Origin of the sequence: Pseudomonas sp. F(2018) (assembly GCF_005508865.1) — a bacterium.
Lineage (GTDB): Bacteria > Pseudomonadota > Gammaproteobacteria > Pseudomonadales > Pseudomonadaceae > Aquipseudomonas.
On record NZ_SCOM01000005.1, the window covers coordinates 273,920 to 292,485 of the forward strand.

General features: G+C 65.4%; 19 protein-coding genes. 18 read left to right on the plus strand and 1 reads right to left on the minus strand.

Annotated features, from left to right (window positions below; translation table 11 throughout):
* Positions 1 to 27 precede the first annotated feature (27 nt).
* A complete protein-coding gene (secB, locus tag FFS62_RS20780) occupies positions 28 to 495 on the plus strand; it encodes a protein-export chaperone SecB (RefSeq protein WP_137974760.1) in 468 nt (155 codons plus the stop codon).
* A gap of 44 nt (positions 496 to 539) precedes the next feature.
* Here the strand turns inward: secB and trmL are convergent, their stop codons facing one another.
* The gene (gene trmL, locus FFS62_RS20785) at positions 540 to 1,001 is read right to left on the minus strand and encodes a tRNA (uridine(34)/cytosine(34)/5-carboxymethylaminomethyluridine(34)-2'-O)-methyltransferase TrmL (RefSeq protein ID WP_137974761.1); all 462 of its coding nucleotides are present in this window, start codon (positions 999 to 1,001) and stop codon (positions 540 to 542) included.
* A 195-nt stretch (positions 1,002 to 1,196) separates the two neighbouring features.
* On the opposite strand from trmL, the gene FFS62_RS20790 reads away from it, so the two are divergent.
* From FFS62_RS20790 to FFS62_RS20870, 17 genes are read left to right on the plus strand one after another with little or no spacing between them, the layout of a single operon-like run.
* Positions 1,197 to 2,021 carry an MSHA biogenesis protein MshI gene (locus tag FFS62_RS20790; RefSeq protein WP_256662333.1) on the plus strand — a complete coding sequence of 275 codons (825 nt, stop codon included), beginning with the start codon at positions 1,197 to 1,199 and terminating at the stop codon, positions 2,019 to 2,021.
* Positions 2,021 to 2,629 carry a PilN domain-containing protein gene (locus FFS62_RS20795; protein WP_137974763.1) on the plus strand — a complete coding sequence of 203 codons (609 nt, stop codon included), beginning with the start codon at positions 2,021 to 2,023 and terminating at the stop codon, positions 2,627 to 2,629. The genes FFS62_RS20790 and FFS62_RS20795 overlap by 1 nt, the downstream gene beginning before the upstream one ends.
* The gene (locus tag FFS62_RS20800) at positions 2,622 to 3,305 is read left to right on the plus strand and encodes a type II secretion system protein GspM (protein ID WP_137974764.1); all 684 of its coding nucleotides are present in this window, start codon (positions 2,622 to 2,624) and stop codon (positions 3,303 to 3,305) included. The genes FFS62_RS20795 and FFS62_RS20800 overlap by 8 nt, the downstream gene beginning before the upstream one ends.
* Positions 3,298 to 3,612, plus strand: a complete 315-nt coding sequence (locus tag FFS62_RS20805) for a Type II secretory pathway component (protein WP_256662334.1) — start codon at positions 3,298 to 3,300, stop codon at positions 3,610 to 3,612. Before FFS62_RS20800 ends, FFS62_RS20805 begins: the two co-directional genes overlap by 8 nt.
* Positions 3,613 to 3,617: 5 nt before the next feature.
* Entirely contained in the window at positions 3,618 to 5,213 is a 1,596-nt protein-coding gene (locus tag FFS62_RS20810; RefSeq protein WP_256662335.1) for a pilus (MSHA type) biogenesis protein MshL, read from the plus strand.
* Between the two features lie 4 nt (positions 5,214 to 5,217).
* Entirely contained in the window at positions 5,218 to 6,150 is a 933-nt protein-coding gene (locus tag FFS62_RS20815; RefSeq protein WP_137974766.1) for an ExeA family protein, read from the plus strand.
* Positions 6,147 to 7,508 carry a lipopolysaccharide assembly protein LapB gene (locus FFS62_RS20820; RefSeq protein ID WP_137974767.1) on the plus strand — a complete coding sequence of 454 codons (1,362 nt, stop codon included), beginning with the start codon at positions 6,147 to 6,149 and terminating at the stop codon, positions 7,506 to 7,508. The genes FFS62_RS20815 and FFS62_RS20820 overlap by 4 nt, the downstream gene beginning before the upstream one ends.
* Entirely contained in the window at positions 7,505 to 9,226 is a 1,722-nt protein-coding gene (locus FFS62_RS20825) for a GspE/PulE family protein (RefSeq protein WP_137974768.1), read from the plus strand. The genes FFS62_RS20820 and FFS62_RS20825 overlap by 4 nt, the downstream gene beginning before the upstream one ends.
* 13 nt (positions 9,227 to 9,239) lie before the next feature.
* Positions 9,240 to 10,475: a type II secretion system F family protein gene (locus FFS62_RS20830; RefSeq protein ID WP_137974769.1), complete on the plus strand. Its 1,236-nt coding sequence runs from the start codon at positions 9,240 to 9,242 to the stop codon at positions 10,473 to 10,475.
* Positions 10,472 to 10,990, plus strand: a complete 519-nt coding sequence (locus FFS62_RS20835) for a hypothetical protein (protein ID WP_137974770.1) — start codon at positions 10,472 to 10,474, stop codon at positions 10,988 to 10,990. The genes FFS62_RS20830 and FFS62_RS20835 overlap by 4 nt, the downstream gene beginning before the upstream one ends.
* Positions 10,991 to 11,006: 16 nt before the next feature.
* Positions 11,007 to 11,534 (plus strand): type II secretion system protein, encoded by a 528-nt coding sequence (locus FFS62_RS23560; protein WP_137974771.1) that lies wholly within the window; start codon positions 11,007 to 11,009, stop codon positions 11,532 to 11,534.
* A gap of 20 nt (positions 11,535 to 11,554) precedes the next feature.
* Positions 11,555 to 12,022, plus strand: a complete 468-nt coding sequence (locus tag FFS62_RS23565; RefSeq protein WP_137974772.1) for a prepilin-type N-terminal cleavage/methylation domain-containing protein — start codon at positions 11,555 to 11,557, stop codon at positions 12,020 to 12,022.
* Complete coding sequence (locus FFS62_RS20850) at positions 12,022 to 12,456, plus strand: prepilin-type N-terminal cleavage/methylation domain-containing protein (RefSeq protein ID WP_256662336.1); 435 nt, start codon at positions 12,022 to 12,024, stop codon at positions 12,454 to 12,456. The genes FFS62_RS23565 and FFS62_RS20850 overlap by 1 nt, the downstream gene beginning before the upstream one ends.
* Positions 12,453 to 12,944 (plus strand): type II secretion system protein, encoded by a 492-nt coding sequence (locus FFS62_RS20855; RefSeq protein ID WP_137974774.1) that lies wholly within the window; start codon positions 12,453 to 12,455, stop codon positions 12,942 to 12,944. The genes FFS62_RS20850 and FFS62_RS20855 overlap by 4 nt, the downstream gene beginning before the upstream one ends.
* Positions 12,941 to 13,822: a type II secretion system protein J gene (locus FFS62_RS20860; RefSeq protein ID WP_137974775.1), complete on the plus strand. Its 882-nt coding sequence runs from the start codon at positions 12,941 to 12,943 to the stop codon at positions 13,820 to 13,822. The genes FFS62_RS20855 and FFS62_RS20860 overlap by 4 nt, the downstream gene beginning before the upstream one ends.
* Positions 13,823 to 13,868: 46 nt before the next feature.
* Positions 13,869 to 14,231: a hypothetical protein gene (locus tag FFS62_RS20865; protein ID WP_256662338.1), complete on the plus strand. Its 363-nt coding sequence runs from the start codon at positions 13,869 to 13,871 to the stop codon at positions 14,229 to 14,231.
* On the plus strand, positions 14,232 to 18,287 hold the full coding sequence (locus FFS62_RS20870) for a DUF6701 domain-containing protein (RefSeq protein ID WP_137974777.1): 4,056 nt from the start codon (positions 14,232 to 14,234) through the stop codon (positions 18,285 to 18,287).
* Positions 18,288 to 18,566 lie beyond the last annotated feature (279 nt).

An 18,566-nucleotide genomic window follows, 5' to 3' on the forward strand; every position in this document is an offset into this window, starting at 1 on the left:
CAGAAACCCGTAACAAGAAGAATCGCCATGACCGAACAAGCAGCAAGCAACGGCAACGAAGGCCCACAGTTCTCCCTGCAGCGCATCTATGTGAAGGACCTGTCCTTCGAGGCGCCGAAGAGCCCGGAAATCTTCCGTCAGGAGTGGGCGCCGAGCGTCGCTCTGGACCTCAACACCAAGCAGAAGCAGCTGGACGGCGACTTCCACGAGGTGGTGCTGACCCTCTCGGTGACCGTGAAAACCGGCGAAGAGATCGCTTTCATCGCCGAAGTGCAGCAGGCCGGCATCTTCCTGATCAAGGGCCTGGACGCCGCCTCCATGAGCCACACCCTCGGCGCGTTCTGCCCGAACATCCTGTTCCCCTACGCCCGTGAGGCGCTGGACAGCCTGGTGATCCGCGGCTCGTTCCCGGCCCTGATGCTGTCGCCGGTGAACTTCGATGCCCTGTACGCCCAGGAGCTGCAGCGTCAGCAACAGGCCACCGAACAGGCCTGATTTGCGTGCATGTGAAAGAGCCGCCGCGAGGCGGCTTTTTCGTTTCAGGAGCCGGCGAAATCCAGTTGGCGCCAGGCTTCGTACACCACCACGGCCACCGCGTTGGACAGATTCAGGCTGCGGCATTGCGGACGCATCGGCATGCGCAGGCGCTGTTCGTCGGGAATCTGCGCCAGTATTTCGGCCGGCAGACCGCGACTTTCCGGGCCAAACAGCAGCATATCCCCCGCTTGGTATTCCATTTGCGCGTAGCTGTGACTAGCTTTAGTGGTGAATGCCAATATTCTGTCGGGGCGGATGGCTGTGATACAGTCGTCCAACGAATGATGGCGTTTTAATGTCGCGTATTCGTGGTAGTCCAGGCCGGCGCGGCGCAGGCGCTTGTCATCCAGGTCGAAACCCAGGGGTTCGATCAGGTGCAGGTGGCAGCCGGTGTTGGCGCACAGGCGGATGATGTTGCCGGTATTCGGTGGGATCTCCGGCTGGAACAGGACGACATGGAACATTGATCGGGCTCAGATAGGTCTGTAGCCACCATTCTACAATGCACCTGGCGCGACTCGCCCCATGCAGGGCAAGCGACGGCAGGGCGCAGGGGGACATCGCAGTTGGTGTGGTTCGCAAAAAAAAGAAAGACAGCGGACGGATTACTGGGTATCGAGACCGGCCCCGAGGGCATCGCCCTGGCGCGGGTCCAGCGCATGCCTGGCGAAGCGCCGCGTCTGCTCGACTGCCTGTTCCACCCGGCCGCTCCGGCCGAGCAGCCTGCCGTGCTGAGAAGCCTGGTGGCCGAACGTGGGCTCGCCGGCATGGCGGTCAACCTGGTGCTGCACCCCGCCACCTACCAGATGCTCCTGCTCGATGCCCCCGACGTGCCCGCCGAAGAGCTGCGTGATGCCATGCGCTGGCGGGTCAAGGACCTGATCGCCGAATCCCTGGAGCAGGTGGTGGTGGATGCCTTCACCCTGCCCGACGACGCCTATCGCGGCCGCTCGCGCATGGCCTACTGCGCTGTGCTGGGGCGGGCGCGCATGCAGGCCTGGGGCGATCTGATCGGCCAGGCCGGGCTGGCACTGCGCAGCATCGATGTCACCGAGATGGCCTTCCGCAACCTCGGCCTGCTGGCCGGCGCCGAGGGCATGAATATCGCCCTGCTGCGCCTGCGTTCCAGCGAAGGCCTGATCTGCGTGCAGAACGGCGCCGACCTGTACATGGCGCGGCGTATCGAGCAGGGTCTGGAGAAGGCCAGCGGCGACTACGGCGCCGTGACCCTGGAGATCCAGCGCTCGCTCGACTACTTCGAGAGCCAGCTGGGTAAGGGCTATATCAACCGCCTGCTGCTGCTGCCGGCCAAGCGCAACGGCGCCGCCGCGCTGCAGGCGCTGACCGCCGGCCTGGCGGTCAAGCTGCAGGCGCTGGACCTGCGCGAACTCTTCCCCGGCCAGGCCAGCGCCGAGCTGGATGACTCCCAGCAGGCCTACTGTATGGCCGCGGTCGGCGCCGCCCTGCGCCTGGAGGTTCTCTGATGCAGAACCTCAACCTCTATCAGGTCGAGCGTCAGCGCCGTGCCGGCCCGCAGAAGGCGCAGATGCTGCTCGGCCTCGGCGTGCTGGTGCTGCTCTGCCTGCTGCATGCCGCCTGGCAGGGCTGGCAGCTGCATCGGACCGGGCAGAGCCTGGCCGCCGCCGAGGCGGCGGCCCAGGAGCAGGAGACGCTGCTGGCGGCAGCCAAGTCCAGCTTCGTCGAGCCGAAGATGGACGATCGTCTGCCCGGCGAGCTGGCCGCCAGCGAGACGGGCAATCGTCAGCTGCAGCGCCTGATCGCCTATCTGCAGGTGCTCTCTGAGCAGCAGAGCGCAGGCTTTGTCGCGCCGCTCACGGCGCTGGCCGAACACCACCCGCAGGGTGGGCTGTGGCTGAACGGCATTCATCTGCGGGACGGTGGCCTGCAACTGCGCCTGCAGGGACGCAGTCAGAACCAGCAACTGTTGCCGCAATACCTGGATGCCCTGGGGCGCAGCCCGGTATTCAAGGGGCGCGAGTTCGCGCGCCTGGATGTGCAGCGCGGCGAGGACCAGTTGCTCGACTTCGACCTGTCCTCGCGGCCCGCCGATCAGGAGAAGGACGATGAATAAGTGGCTGCAACGCTGGCAAGGCATGGCCGCCCGCGAGCAATGGCTGACCTATGGCGTCGCTGTGGCGGTGCTGGGCATGCTCTACCTGCTGCTGGTGGGCGATCCGCTGGCGGCGCGGGTGGCCAGTCAGAAGGCGGCGGTCCAGCTCGCCAACGGCCGCGTCGCCGAGGCGCAGAGCGGCATCGCCGACCTGCAGGCCAGGCTCGCCGCCGACCCCAACATCCCCTATCGCAGTGCCCTGCTGGCGGCCTCGGCCAGCCGCGAGGAGCTGATCCGCCAGATCGACACCAGCACCTCCGAGCTGGTGACGCCGGAGAAGATGAAGGCGGTGCTGGAGAGCCTGCTGCAGGCCCAGCAGGGCCTGAGCCTGATGGGCATGCGCAGCTTCAGCGAGCCGGTGCAGCTGCCTGACGCCAGCCAGCCGGTGGCCATCCCCGGGCAGGCCGTCGAGGCTCCGGCGCCGTTGCCGGCCACCCTCTACCGTCACGGCCTGGTGCTGCAGCTGGAGGGCGGTTATTTCGATCTGCTGCAGTACCTGCAGGCGGTGCAGCAGAGCGGCTGGAAGCTGAACTGGGACAGCCTCGACTACGAGGTCGGCGAGGCCGGCCCGAGCCGCGCGCAGATCAGCCTGAAACTCTTCACCTTGAGCCGCAAGGCGGGATGGGTCGGTGTCTAGAGCCTTGTTCCTCAGTTTGCTGCTGGGTTGCGTAGCGGCCCAGGCGGCGGTCGATCCGACCCAGCCGCCGGCCGACCTGCGCCCGGCCAGCAGCGCCGCCGAGGCGCCTGCCGCGCTGGTCCTGCAGGCCATTCTGCGTGGCGCCCAGGGCAGCCGCGCGGTCATCGATGGCCAGAGCCTGCGCGTCGGCGAAGAACGCGCTGGCCTGCGCGTGCTGGCCATCCGCCCGCATTCCGTATTGATCGAGCGCCAGGGGCAGCGTGAAGTGCTGCGCCTGGCCGAACCCGTTATGAAGCCGAGCCGATGATGCCCATGACTCCGATACTGCCGAAACGAGGCCTGCTGCTAGGCCTGGCATGCCTGCTCAGCGCCTGCCAGACCTTCATCGATGGCGACAAGCAGCTCTACGAGCAAAGCGGCAAGCTGCTCGACGAGAGCCTGCAGCAGGCCCAGGGCAAGGTGGCGCCGCCACCTGCCGTGCAGGCCGCCCTGATCCCGCCGCTGACCAGCAGCACCAGCTTCAGCGGCGGCCCGCGTTTCGATGTGGCCGCCAATGACATGCCGGCCCGCGAGTTCTTCCTCAGCCTGATGGAAGGCGCCGGGCAGAACCTGGTGGTGCATCCGGAAGTGACCGGCACCATCACCTTCAGCCTGCGCCGGGTCACCCTGGAAGAAGTCCTGGCCGCCGTGCGCGACAGCTATGGCTATGACTACCGTCGCACCAGCTACGGCTACCAGATCCTGCCGAACAAGGTGGTCACCCGCAGCTATGACCTCAACTACCTCAACCTGCAGCGCCTGGGCGAGTCGGACACCCGGGTCAGCTCCGGCCAGGTGGAGAGTACCGAGAGCGACTCCAGCTCCAGCGACGATGGCGGCAGCTCCAGCAGCGACCGCTCGGTGACCACCCTTAACGCCAGCAAGGTAGTGACCACCAGCAATGTCGACTTCTGGAAGGAAGTCCAGGGCGTGGTGCAGGCCATAGTCGGCGGCGAGGAGGGCAACAGCGTGGTGGTCAACCCGCAGGCCAGCCTGCTGGTGGTACGCGCCAACAGCGCCGACCAGGAAAACGTCGCGCGCTTCCTCGAGCAGGCGCAACGCAACCTGCAGCGCCAGGTGGTGCTGGAGACCAAGATCCTCGAGGTGCAGCTGAACGACGGCTTCCAGGCAGGTATCAGCTGGGAAAAGATCGGCGGTGACGTCAGTGGGGGCATCGATGGCGCCACCATCGACGGCCCGACCGATATCGACGGCGTATTCAGCACGGTACTCAGCTTCGGCGACTTCACCGGACTGATCCAGCTGCTGCAGACCCAGGGAGAGGTGCGTGTGCTGTCCAGCCCGCGCATCTCCACGCTGAACAACCAGAAGGCGGTGATCAAGGTGGGAACCGACGAGTTCTTCGTCACCGAGGTCTCCTCCAGCAGTTCGACGACCACCGCCGCCGGTATCACCGAGCCGACCCAGGACCTGACCCTGACCCCGTTCTTCTCCGGTATCTCGCTGGACGTGACCCCGCAGATCGACCAGAACGACGTGGTCACCCTGCACGTGCGGCCGACCGTGAGCCGCGTGGTCGACCAGAACAAGACCATCGTGCTGGGCGAGGACAATGTGTTCAACCTGCCACTGGCGCTGTCCACCTCGCGCCAGTCCGACTCCATCGTGCGTGCCCGCAGTGGCCAGGTGGTGGTGATCGGCGGCCTGCTGCAGAACAACAACCAGAACACTGACGCCGAAGTGCCGTGGGCCAGCACCCTGCCCATCGTCGGCAACCTGTTCAAGCAGCAGCGCAAGGCTCTGGAAAAGAGCGAGCTGGTGATTCTCATGCGCCCGCAGGTGGTCAGTGACGACGTCTGGCTGGATGAGCTGCGGCGCAGTGCGGAAACCTTCAAGGAGCTGAGGTAAGGCGATGTACGAGGCCTTCTTCGGTCTGCGCGAGAAACCCTTCGCGCTGACGCCCAATACCGGCTTCCTGGTGCAGTTGGCACCCTATCAGGCGTGCCTCAACCTGCTGCGCGTGGCCCTGGGCGAGGGAGAGGGCTTCATCAAGGTGACCGGCGAAGTCGGCACCGGCAAGACGCTGCTGTGCCGTGCTCTGCTCAACGAGCTGGAAGGCGAGCGCTACCAGCTGGCCTACCTGCCCAATCCGGGCATGAGCCCGGTAGGCCTGCGCCAAGCCCTGGCCCGCGAGCTGCTGATCGACGGCGTCGAAGAACTGGACACCCAGGCCGTGCTGGATGCCCTGCATTGCCGGCTGATCCAGCTGGCCGCCGAAGGGCGCAGCACCGTGGTGCTGATCGACGAGGCCCAGGCGCTGCCGACCGCTACCCTGGAGGCCCTGCGCCTGCTGACCAATCTGGAGACCGAGCAGGCCAAGCTGCTGCAGGTGGTGCTGTTCGGCCAGCCGGAACTGGACGCCACGCTGGCCCGCGACGAATTCCGCCAGCTGCGCCAGCGCATCACCTTCTCCTATCAGCTGCGCCCGCTGGACGTGAGGGATTGCACCCGTTACCTCAATGAGCGCCTGGCCGTGGCCGGCTATCGCGGTGAGCCGCTGTTCGGCCCCCGTGCCATCCGCCACCTGGTGCGCGGCAGCGGCGGCATCCCGCGTCTGATCAATATCCTCGCGCACAAGGCGCTGATGGTGGCCTTCGGCGAAGGTCGCCGCCAGGTCGGCGCCGAGCACGTGCGCCGCGCCCAGCTGGATACCGAAGGCGCGCAACCCTTCCTGCGGCGGCGCCCGGCCTGGCTGGGCTGGGGCCTGGCCGCGGTGAGCCTGTCGCTGCTGGCGGCGGTCGGTGCCTGGCCCTGGCTCAGCCAATGGCGGGAGCTGCTGCCATGAGCCTGGTCAACGACATGCTGCGTGATCTCGAAGAGCGCCGCGCCGCGCCCACCGAGCGCCTGGCCCTGGAGGGCCTGCAGGCGGTGGACGAAGCCGGCGCCGCGCGGCGCGAGCGCAGCGAACGACTGCGGCGCGGTTCCATCTGGTTCCTGGCGGTGATGCTGATCGCCGTGCTGATCGGCGTGATGATCGGTCGAGTGGTCAATGGTCAGATTCCCTGGGGCGGGGTGATGCCCAAGCGCGAGGAAGCGCCCGCGGTGGCGGCGGTCGCCGCACCGCGCCTGCTCGAAGTGCTGCCGCAGAACAACGGCCGCAGCCTGACCCTGCAACTGCTGCTGGAACGCTCGGTACCCTACCAGCGCACCGAAGAGAGTGGCGCGGTGAGCCTGCGCCTGCCGGGCGTGCAGCTGGCCGGTGCGGCGCAGTCTGGTCGCGTGCAGCGCGATGGGCGCAGCCTGTCCTGGCGGGTCGAGGCCCAGGGCCAGGATGTACAAGTGCTGCTGGTCGGCCTCGGCGAAGGGCTGCAGGTGAGTGATCGCCTGGAACCGGCCGGTGATCGCTGGCTGCTGTGGATCGAGGTGCCGCTGAGCGAACCCGCCGCTGCGGTGGAGAACGAGGTGGCGCTGGAGCAGCTGCCCGCCGCCGCGCCGGCCAGCGAGGAGCCGATCGAACCGGCACTACCCGACTGGGCCACAGCTCCGGTACCGCCCGCCAATGCTCGCGAGCAGATCGCTGCGCCGCCGCGGGTCGAGCCGCCCAGCGGCCCGCCCGAGGTGAAGATCCAGCCCTACCGGCCGGACGGCCTGGCCAAGGCGCGCCAGGCGATCCAGGCTGGCGACTACGCCAAGGCCATCGCCGAGCTGGAGGAATTGCAGAAGAGCCGCGGGCGCGACCCGGAAGTGCTGCGCTGGCTGGCGCGCGCCTATCTGGCCGACGGTCAGCAGCAGCGCCTGCTCGGCTGGCTGCCGGCACAGCTGGCGCAGATGCCCTACGACAGCGAGCTGCGCCTGTTGCTGGCCCGCGCCCAGTTGCAGGGCGGCGACACCAAGGGCGCCGTGGCGACCCTGGAGCAAAACGCACCGGCGTTGGCCCAGGAACCGACCTATCACGCGCTGCTGGCCGCCAGTTACCAGCAGACCGGGCAATGGCAGGAGAGCGCCGCACTGTATCGGCAAATGGTCGCTCTGCGCCCCAGCCAGTCCACCTGGCAGTTGGGCCTGGCCATCGCCCTGGAACAGCTCGACCAGTCGGCCGAGGCTGCCCGTCACTATCGCCTGGCCCTGCAGGGGCTGGGCCTGGACGAGAGCGCCCGGCGCTTCGCCAGTGAACGCGCCGCGGCGCTGGGAGGTCGGGGATGACTGAAGACGTACGTCAGCGCAAGGTGCGCCTGGGCGACCTGCTGGTGCAGGCCGGCCTGATCAGCGATGCCCAGCTACAACTGGCCCTGCAGGAGCAGAAACGCACCGGCTCCAAGCTCGGCCGCACCGTGGTCGACATGGGCTTCGTCGCCGAAGTGAAGCTGCTTACCGCGCTGTCCGAGCAGCTGAAGATTCCCTTCATCGAACTCAAGCACTTCAAGTTCGACCAGCAATTGGTGCAGACCCTGCCGGAGGCCATGGCCCGGCGCTTCCGCGCCATCGTCCTGTCGCGCGAGGGCGGTGGCGTGCTGGTCGGCATGTCCGACGCGCTCGACCTGTTCGCCCTCGACGAGATGGAGCGCATCCTCAAGACCCGCGTGCACCCGGCCGTGGTGCGCGAGGCGGAGCTGCTGGCCACCCTCGACCTGGTCTACCGACGTACCAGCGAGATCGCCTCGATCGCCGGCGAGCTGGAGGGCGAGCTGCAGGACAGCGATTTCGACCTGTCCAAACTCGGCGCCGACAACGTCAGCGACGCGCCGGTGGTGCGCCTGCTGCAGACCCTGTTCGAAGATGCCGTGCAGATGAAGGCGTCGGACATCCATATCGAACCGGACGAGGGTGTGGTGCGCATCCGCCAGCGCATCGACGGGGTGCTCAACGAGCAGGTGATGAAGGAGCAGCGCATCGCCTCGGCGCTGGTCATGCGCCTGAAGATCATGTCCGGCCTGGACATCTCCGAGAAGCGCCTGCCGCAGGATGGCCGCTTCAATATCCGGGTGAAGAACCGCAACATCGACGTACGGGTGTCGACCATGCCGGTGCAGTTCGGCGAGTCGGTGGTGATGCGCCTGCTCGACCAGAGCGCCGGTATCTCCAACCTGGACGCCGGCGGCATGCCGCCGGACATGCTGGCGCGCTTCCGCCGCCTGCTGCAGCGGCCGTTCGGCCTGGTGCTGGTCACCGGCCCCACCGGTTCCGGCAAGACCACCACGCTGTATGCCGGCCTCGCCGAGCTGAACAGCCCGGAGAAGAAGATCATCACCGTGGAAGACCCGGTGGAATACCGCCTGCCGCGGATCAACCAGGTGCAGGTCAACACCAAGATCGAGCTGACCTTCGCCCGCGTGCTGCGCGCCGCCCTGCGCCAGGACCCGGACATCGTGCTGATCGGCGAGATGCGCGATCAGGAGACCGCCGAGATCGGCCTGCGCGCCGCGCTCACCGGCCACCTGGTGCTGTCCACCCTGCACACCAACGACGCCCTGACCTCGGCCATGCGCCTGATCGACATGGGCGCCGAGCCATTCCTCGTCGCCACCTCGCTGAACGCAGTGCTGGCCCAGCGCCTGGTGCGCCGTGTGTGCGAGAACTGCATGGAAGACCACCAGCCGCAGCCGCAGCAACTGGCCTGGCTGGAACACCTGTACAACGGCTCACTGGCCGGGCGTACCTTCAAGCACGGTGCCGGCTGCCACCAGTGCCACAACACCGGCTACTCCGGGCGCCTGGGCGTCTACGAGCTGCTGGAGATGGACGAGTCGATGGTCGCCGCGCTACGGCGCAACGACCCCCAGGGCTTTGCCGAGGCGGCGCGCAACAGCGACAACTACCGTCCGCTGGCCGCCTGTGCGCTGGACTATGCACTGGCCGGCGTCACCAGCGTGGAGGAGGTGCTCAAGGTCTGTGCCACCCTCACCGACGAGGTGCTGGCGTGACGAGGGCTGAGGCGTGAGCCAGTTCCGCTACACCGGGCGTGATGCCCAGGGTGGCAAGGTCGTTGGCACCCTGCAGGGCGCCAGCAGCGACAGCGTGGCCAGCGATCTGCTGGCGCAGAAGATCACGCCGCTGACCATCGAGGAACAGGCCGAGCAGACGGGCGAGGATGTGCTCGCCACCCTGCGCGAGAAGCTGCGGCGCAAGCGCGTCGACCTCGAGGAACTGATCATCTTCTGCCGCCAGATGTACAGCCTGAGCAAGGCCGGCGTGCCGATCATCCGCGCGATCGGTGGCCTGGCCGAGTCGCACCGCAACCAGTACTTCCGCGAGGTGCTGCAGGCGGTGCGCGCCGACCTGGAAGGCGGCATGAGCATGGCCATGGCCCTGCATACCCATCCCAAGGTATTCAACACTCTGTTCATCAGCATGATCAGCGTCGGCGAGAACACCGGCCAGCTCGACCAGGCCTTCCGCCAGCTGTCCAGCTATCTGGAGCTGGAGCGCGAGACGCGCAAGCGCATCAAGCAGGCGACCCGCTATCCGCTGTTCGTGCTCGCCGCCATGGGCGTGGCCCTGGTGGTGATCAACCTGTTCGTGATCCCGGCCTTCGCCAAGGTATTCGAGCAATTCAAGGCCGACTTGCCCTGGCCGACCCGGGTGCTGATCGGCACTTCGCAGTTCTTCCAGGACTTCTGGTGGCTGCTGGCGATCCTGTTCGGCGGCGCGCTCTACGCCTTCTTCAAGTGGATCGAGACCGATGACGGTGCACTGCGCTGGGACCGCATCAAGCTGCGTCTGCCCATCGTCGGCGGCATCTTCGAGCGCATCGCCCTGGCCCGTTTCACTCGCACCTTCGCCATGATGTACAAGGCCGGCGTACCGCTGCTGCAGACCCTGTCGATCAACAGCGCGAGCGTCGGCAACCGGCATATCGGCCAGGCCATCCTCGGCATGCGCGAGGGCGTCGAGCGCGGCGAGGCGCTGACCCGCACGGCATCGGCCAGCGGCCTGTTCACCCCGCTGGTGCTGCAGATGATGGCGGTCGGCGAGGAGACCGGCGCGCTGGACGACCTGTTCGTCGAGGTGGCGGATTTCTATGAACAGGAAGTGGACTACGACCTCAAACAATTAGCCTCGGCCATCGAACCGATCCTGATCGTGGCCATGGGTGTGATGGTGCTGATCCTGGCGCTGGGCGTGTTCCTGCCCATGTGGGAGCTGGCGTCGGTGGCCAAGGGCGGCGCATGAGCCCGGACTACGAGGCCGACTATTGGGTGCGGCGCTCGCGGCTGTTCGGTTGGGGGCTGGCGCTGGTCATGCTGCTGAGCGTGGTACTGGCACTGGGCTGGAAGATCGCCGAGGTCAGCGAGGAGCGGGCCATGCAGGCCACTCGGGAATACCTGGCCGCCAGCCTGAGCAGCCTGGCGGCGGAACAGATGGCGAAGAACCGGGTGCTGGACGAGGTCTGGAAGAAAAGGAATCCGTTCGTGCTGCTGCGCTGGCAGCAGGACAACTACTGCGGCGAACTGGCCGCAGACGGCGAGCCGCTGAGCGGCTGCTGGTACTGGCTGCAGAACCAGGCCTGGGTGCTGTATCGACCCAGGTTCGCCGACGGATGGACAAGGGAGGGGAGTGAGGTGCGCGCCTGGAGGTTGTTGGCAGTTCCCGAAGGAATGCCGACTGCGTCACAATCCGGTCGAGGCGCCTTTGCCCTGGAGCTTGAAGCGGTCCCTGCCGTGGAATTGGCCGCGCAAGGGTTTTGAGTCGCAGAGGAATAAGATGAAGAACAGCAAAGGTTTTACTCTGATCGAACTGATCGTGGTGATCGTCATTCTCGGCATCCTCGCCGCAGTGGCGCTGCCGCGTTTTATGAACGCATCCCGTGATGCTCACCGTGCGGCCCTCAATGGCGCCTCCGGAGGTCTGGCCTCGGCTGTCACGCTGGTGCGCGCGCAGCACGAGGTAAACCGCAACGGTGGTGTACAGGGATGCGCGGGAAACAACTGCTTCATCAACGTGGCAGGCTTTGGTGCCGGCACCGTCGACGTGAACGCTAACTTCTGGCCCGCCGGCACTGGCCTGGCCGGCAACCCGCCGGCGGTAGCCACCCCGAGCGTGGCTGAGTGCCAGAACCTGTGGGCAGCCCTGCTGCAGGGCTCTGCCCCGACAGTGACCGGTGCCAACCCGGACTATGTGGCCACTGCCGCACCGGCCAACAGCTGCACATATACCTATCAGCGTGATGGTGCCAACGACACCATCATCTACAACGTCTCCACCGGCGTGGTCACGCCGACCTTCAATTGATCCAACCAGGAAGCAGCGCTATGAAAAAGCAGCAAAGTGGCTTCACCCTGATCGAACTGATCATGGTTATCGTGATTCTGGGCATTCTGGCGGCGTTTGCGTTGCCCAGGTTTGCTGATTTGGGGGGCGATGCTCGTGTTGCCTCACTCAATGGTCTGGCTGGAGCGCTTAAGTCAGCAGCAGCTATCGCGCGTTCGAGCCAACTGGCCAAGGGGAACACGTTAGGCACATCGGTAAACCTGGACGGTACAACCGTTACTATGGTCAATGGCTATCCAACGGCTGACGCAGCTGGTATTACCCGAGCCGCGAGCGTCGATAGCTCTTACACGCCTTCTGGTGGTGGCACTGCGGGTGGCTCGGTTATCACCTACACCATTCGTGCTAGCTGTTTCGTGACTTATACGGCTGCGACTGCTGCTACTGATAACACCGCGCCTATTACCGCGCCTCCGCAGGTCCAGGTCACTAGTAGTGGCTGCAATTAATGGTGCGCGGCTTCACCCTGGTCGAGTTGGTGATGGTGATTGTCATCATCGGCATTCTCGCCGCTGTGGTGGGGCCGCGTTTCTTCGATAGGCAAGTGTTCGACGAGCGACTGTTCTATGAAGAGTCTCTGGCTGCCGTGCGCTACGGGCAGAAGCTGGCATTGGCCGGCGGCTGCCTGGTTCAGGTCAGCCTGAATGGTGGCGGCTACCGCTTGCGCCGTGCCGACAATTGCACCAGCGGTGCCTATGGCACCGAAGTGCAAGGGCCGGACGGCCAGATTCCTTTTGCCGGTACCGTGCCCAGTGGCGTGAGCGTTTCGGCGAGCACCTTTCCCGTGGTGTTCGACTCGCTGGGTCGGCCCTCGGCCGCGGTGAGTGCCACTATAGGCGCCTTTACCATCCGCGTAATTGCGGACACCGGCCTGGTGCAATGATCCGCCAGGCCGGCATGACCCTGGTCGAGCTGGTGATCACCATCGTGATCGTCGGCATCGCTGCTGCCGCGCTCTATAGCGCGCAGGCGGCAATCGTCGGGCGCTCGGCCGACCCGCTGTTGCACCAGCAGAGTCTGGCAATCGCGGAGGCCTATCTGGAAGAGATCCTCCTCCAACCTTTTCTCGACCCGGGGGGCTCGATATGCCCGGCCGCTCCGGCCAGTCGTGCCAGTTATGACAACGTATGCGATTACAACGGCCTGAGTGACAGCGGTGCCCGGAACTCTCTCGGGCAGGCCATAGCCGGGCTGTCGAGCTATAGCGTGCGTGTGGCCGTGACCCCGCAGACCTGGTCCGGACTCCCAGTGAACCGTACGCTCTACGTCGAGGTGACGGTAACTGATCCTGCGGGCCAACTCCTGCGGCTCGGCGCCTACCGCACCTGCTATGACGGCACCGACCAGAACGGCAACAGCCTATGCCCATGAGAGCCAGCCCGCGGGGCTTCACCCTAGTCGAACTGGTGATGGTCATCGCTCTCGCCGGCCTGGTGGGCGTTATGATTACCACCGTGCTGTCACGTCCGCTGGAGGGTTTCGCGGGGCAGAGTCGGCGGGCGCTGCTGGTTGATCAGGCCGCCGGAGCCCTGAATCGTATGAGCCGGGATGTACGCCTGGCGGTGCCGAACTCCCTGCGCGTTGCGGCCGGCGGCCAGGCGCTGGAGCTGTTATCTATCCACAGCGCTGGGCGTTATCGGCCCAATCGTATTGGTGAAGAAGGGCTGCGTTTTTCCAGCTCGGGCACCTGTAACAGCTCTACCGCCGGAGGGCGTTGCGACAGTGTGCAGCTATTGGACGCGAGCCTGAATCCGTCGGGGGCCAACTGGATGGTGCTGTACAACATCGGCGCTGAGTCCGGCGGTGCTCCGACTCCCGGTAGCAATGTCTGGGCGCCGGCCAACCCAGGAGTGATCACCCCGACTGGGACCAGCTTCGGTCTGATCGCGGGCGCCCCGGCGGGGGAGAGCCATATCTCCCTGGGTAACCTGCCCGCCGGAGGTTTCACCTTCGCCTTCGCTTCTCCGCAGCGGCGACTGTATCTGGCTCAGGCCGTGGTGGGATATCGCTGCCAGGCGGGCCAGCTGGTGCGCTACAGCTACAGCAACCAGCTGCCGCTGAACATTCCTGCTGCTCCTCCTGCGGGGTCGAATCCACAGCCGGTCGCAGGCAATGTCGCCAGCTGCAATTTCGCCTATCAACCCGGCAACACCCAGCGCGCGGGGCTGCTTACTATCACGCTGGGGCTCAGCCAGGCTGGCGAGAGCCTGCAGCTGCTACAACAGGTGCATGTCGATAATGCGCCCTGAGCCGAGCCTGCTCCGGCATGCCTCAGGCTTCGGCCTGGTGGCGGCGATGTTTCTGATCATAGTCGTCGCGCTGGTGGTGATCGTCATGGCGCGCCTGGCCGTGACCCAGCATGGCACCAGCAGTCTGACCATCCAGCAGGCGCGTGCCTATCAGGCGGCGCGCTCGGGGCTCGAGTGGGGAATCACTCAGGCTTTTCATACTCGCAGCTGTGCCGCTGGTACTCCCAGCATGGCCGGCAGCAGTTTGGCTGACTTTGCGGTGGTCGTGACTTGCAGCAGCAACGATTACCTCGATGACGACGGAACCGCCGTACGTATATTCCGCTTTACTGCCACGGCACAGAACGGAACGCCCGCGGCCCGCCCCGACTATGCCTATCGCCAGCTCACCGCCGTTGTGGAGCGCTGAATGAGACTGTTGCAGTACCTGTTGTTGCTTCTCGCGAGCCTCTTTAGCCCCTGGTTGCTGGCAGCGACTTGCCAGTCGGTATTTCCTGGCACCATCATCGGAAATAGCCCGAACCAGCTCAACCTGAGCGGCATTGCCTGGCAGAACTCGCCAACGTTGGGCGCGATTAACCGCAGTCTGGGGGCGGGTGATTACTATTTCGGCGGTGGCAACTCGGGCAATAACTGGACCCTGAGCACTACCGGGGGCGCCAGTACTCGGGTATTCGTCAACGGCGGCTTGAGCCTGGCCAACGGTAGCCAGCTGAATGCCGGCGGAAACCCGCAGGATCTGGTCCTGGTGGTGAATGGCAGTCTGGCGCTAGGCAACAACGTCACCATCCGCGGTTTCGTCTACGCCACCGGGGGCATCAGCTTCGGCAACAACCTCACGCTCAACGGTGCGATCACTTCTGCCGGTGCGGCCGGTTCCCCAACCGGTAGCAGCCTGACTTACAACGGCAGCGCCATCGATCAGGCCGACTTTGCCAATCTCTGCGAAGAGTCGACGCAGCTGCGGCTGAGCTGGGCGCTCGACGAGGCCAGTTGGACCGGCACTGCCGGTGAGGTACTGGACGCTTCCGGCAATGCCCTGCACGGCACGGTCTTCAATGGCGCCAGCACCGCCAATACCGCGCCAGCGCTGCCCCAGGTCAATGCCCTGGGTACTTGCGGCTATGGCGGTTTCAACAGTGCCTCCAGCCAGTACGTGCAGCGTGCCGACAGCAATCTGCTGGATCTGCAAAGCAGCTTCACCATAGGACTCTGGGTCAAGCCCCGTTCTCTTCCCGCATCCGGGCTGATGAGCATCCTCTCCAAGGACGAGAACTACGAGTTCCACCTCAACCCCAGCGGCACCATCAACTGGTGGTGGCAGACCACCGGCCCCAGCGCCACACGCGAATTCAACAGCACCACGGCGCTGACGGTGGGGCAGTGGAGCCACGTGCTGATCCGCTATGCGCCGGGTGATCAGCGCATCTATATCAACGGCAGCCTCGCCGGGCAGGCCAGTTTCGGCGGTACGCCAGTGGTCAATGGTGATCCGCTGCAGCTCGGGGCCGATCAGGGGACTGCCGGGCGTTACTTCGACGGTCAGCTGGATGAGCTGCGCATCTACAGCGGTGCATTGTCCGATGCGCAGATCAGCGCATTGGTCGCCGAGCGGCATCAATGTGCCCTGCGTCTGCAGTGCTTCAACGATGACTTTAACGACGGCAGTCTGGATAGCGACTGGGCGGTGGCCAGCCGTGGCGCCACGGCATTCACTCCGACTGTCAGCAGCCAGCGCATGCGCCTGACCAGCAACCAAGGCAACGTGGCGACTTCATCCACCCTGCAGCGGTTGTTTCCCGCCGCCGGCAACTACATTCAGGTGCAGTTCAAGCACTATGCCTACAACGGTAGCGGTGCCGACGGCGTGGCCGTCGTGCTCTCTGATGCCACAGTCACGCCGCAGCCGGGAGCCTTTGGCGGTCCGCTGGGCTACGGCACGCGGGGGGATGCCGCCAACCCTGGGTTTGCTGGTGGCTGGCTCGGGGTCGGCATCGACGAGTTCGGCAATTTCTCCACCGAGGGTGGTCCTGGTGGGCCGGGACAGCGTGCCGATTCGGTGGCGATACGTGGTTCCGGAGGTACCGGCTGGACCAGCGGCTATCGCTATATCGCCGGCACGACGGCCAACCTCAACCCGGGTATCGACAGCGCCGCCAGTACCGCCGCCGCTCCCGGGCATACCTACCGCATCACTATGGATGGACGTTTCAGCAACGAGGCGCGGGTGACGGTGGAACGCGACAGCGGCAGCGGCTTCGTCGTGTTGCCCAACCTGAATGCGGTCAATGTGCTGGCGGCGGCCAACAGCCAGGCAGCCCTGCCGGGCAATTTCTACCTGTCGCTGACCGGCTCCACCGGTGGCTCGACCAATATCCACGAGCTGGACGACCTGCAGGTCTGCGCCACTACCATCAACCCGATTGGCCAGCAGATCGACCACTTCGAGTTCATCTATACCGGCTCGGCGCTGACCTGCAATCCGCAGCCGGTGACCATCAGGGCTTGTCTCAACAGTAGCTGCAGCAGCCTCTACACCAACCCTGTCAGCGTCACCTTGAGCCCGGCCAACTACTGGACGACCACCGCGCCGGCAACGGTCAGTGGCAATGTCATCAGCTTCAGCGGTGGTACGGCAGTGGCTCAACTCAGGGTGCCCACAGCCGGGACAGTGAGCCTCAAGGCCGATGCCTCGGTACCGGCCACCAAGCCGAACAGCCAGACGGTCTGCTCCACCGCGGGCTGCCAGATCAGCTACGCCGCCAGCGGCCTGCTGCTGCAGGTGCCGGACATGTTGGCGGCCAAGCCAACTCCAGCAAGCATTAGCGCGGTGCGCAGCTCGGACAACGCCCTGCAATGCGTGCCGGCCTTCGCCAATGTTACCCGCAGCGTCAGCTTCACTTCTGCCTACAGCAACCCGACAAGCGGAACTCAGCCTGTGGTAGTCAATGGCGTCAATGTTGGCTCCACTCCGGTCGGTCTCAATCTCGCGTTCGATGCGAACGGCACGGCACCTCTGACGGTCCGCTACGACGACGCGGGGCTGATGACCCTGAACGCCAGCTACACCGGCAGCGTGGCCAATGGCGATGAGGGGCTGGTGATGGCCGGCGCCGACAATTTCATCGCCCGCCCGGTCGGGCTCTGTCTGTACAGCGATACGCCCAACAGCGATTGCGCGGCAGGCGATGCCAGTTGCTCGAAGTTTGTCGTGGCAGGTGACCCTTTCCGTCTGCGCGTGGGTGGTGTCGCTTGGCAAGCAGATATCGACAACAACCTGTGCAGCGGCAATCTGCGGACGCCGAACTATCAACAGAGCGGCATCACCCTCGCCAGCGCGCTGGTGGCACCTGCTGGCGGCAGTAGCGGCAGCCTGGGCGTGAGCCCGGTCGACATAGCCGCCGCGGATAGCGGCGAGAAGATAATCACCAACCAGAGCATTTCCGAGGTCGGTGTGTTCACCATCACCGCCACGCCGCCGGCCAGCTATCTCGGTGGACCGGGCGTGGGCAACAGCGACGGCTCGGTTGACAACTCGCGCGAAGTTATCAGTACCAGCGCCAATCTCGGTCGTTTCTATCCGGCCAGCTTCCAGTTTGTTGATCCAATCCTGACGCCGGCTTGCAATGGCTCTACCTATGCCGGGCTGGCCGCTCAGGCTGGGCCACCGGCCCAGCCACTCAAGGCCGGGCAGGCGTTCGTTTTCGAGGGCTCGCTCTCGGCACGCAACCGCAGTGGTGGTGTGACCCAGAACTATATCGGCAGTTTCGCCAAGCTGACGGCGAGTGACCTCGTATATACCGATTCGGGCCTCGTCGGCACGGTCAGCACTGCGGGCTCGACCCTGACCGTGCCCGGCACGAACGGAGCCGGCCATGTGAATTACCGCGCTACGACCCCCAGCTTCCTCTTCAACCTGCCGCGCGCGCCCTACGCGCTGGCGATCACCAGCACTGCGACCGATAGCGACGGCGTGACCGGCAGTGTGGTTGATACGGCTACGCCCCTACCCGATTTCCGCCTTGGCCAAGCCCGCATCGGCAACGCCTATGGCTCGGAATTGCAGAGCCTGTTGTTACCGTTCACCGCCGCCTTCTTCAATGGCAGCGGCTACGCGCCTAACCCGTTGGACAGCTGTACCTCGTTCTCGCCGGCGAACCTGGATTCCGCCAGTTACCTGGGCAACCTGGCCAATGGCGAGACACTGTTGAGCTATCGCAATGCCACTGGCGGTGGCACCGCGCCCTTCGTCGTCAGTGCCGGCAGCAGCGGCGCCGGTGGATACCTGCTATCCGCCCCCGGAGCCGGCAACGATGGCAGCGTGCGGGTGGCTTTCCCCACGCCGACCTGGCTGCGCTTCGACTGGGACGGCAACGGCTCCCTGGACCATGCCAGTGGCCTGGCCACCTTCGGCATATACAAGGGTGCGGCTCCGCTGATCTTCCGGCGGGAGGTGTACCGCTGAGCCGGCCATGACCAGCATCGGTGCGGTCTGCACCAGAACTGAACGTACCGTCAGGAAGCGAGTCGGCAATGGCCTCGTGGACTCAGTGCTGCGCTGTCACCCTCCTGAAGCCCTCCAGGCCCGGAAACAGAGCCTCGGAAAGCAAAAAGGCCGCCTCTGGGGCGGCCTTTTTGCCTGGGGTGTAAAAGAGGGGATTCCCCGGCCTGCCTGTACCAAGGTCCCCAAAACTGGAGTTACCTGATACTAAGCATGAGGTGTGCCAGTTTTATTACGGCGCGC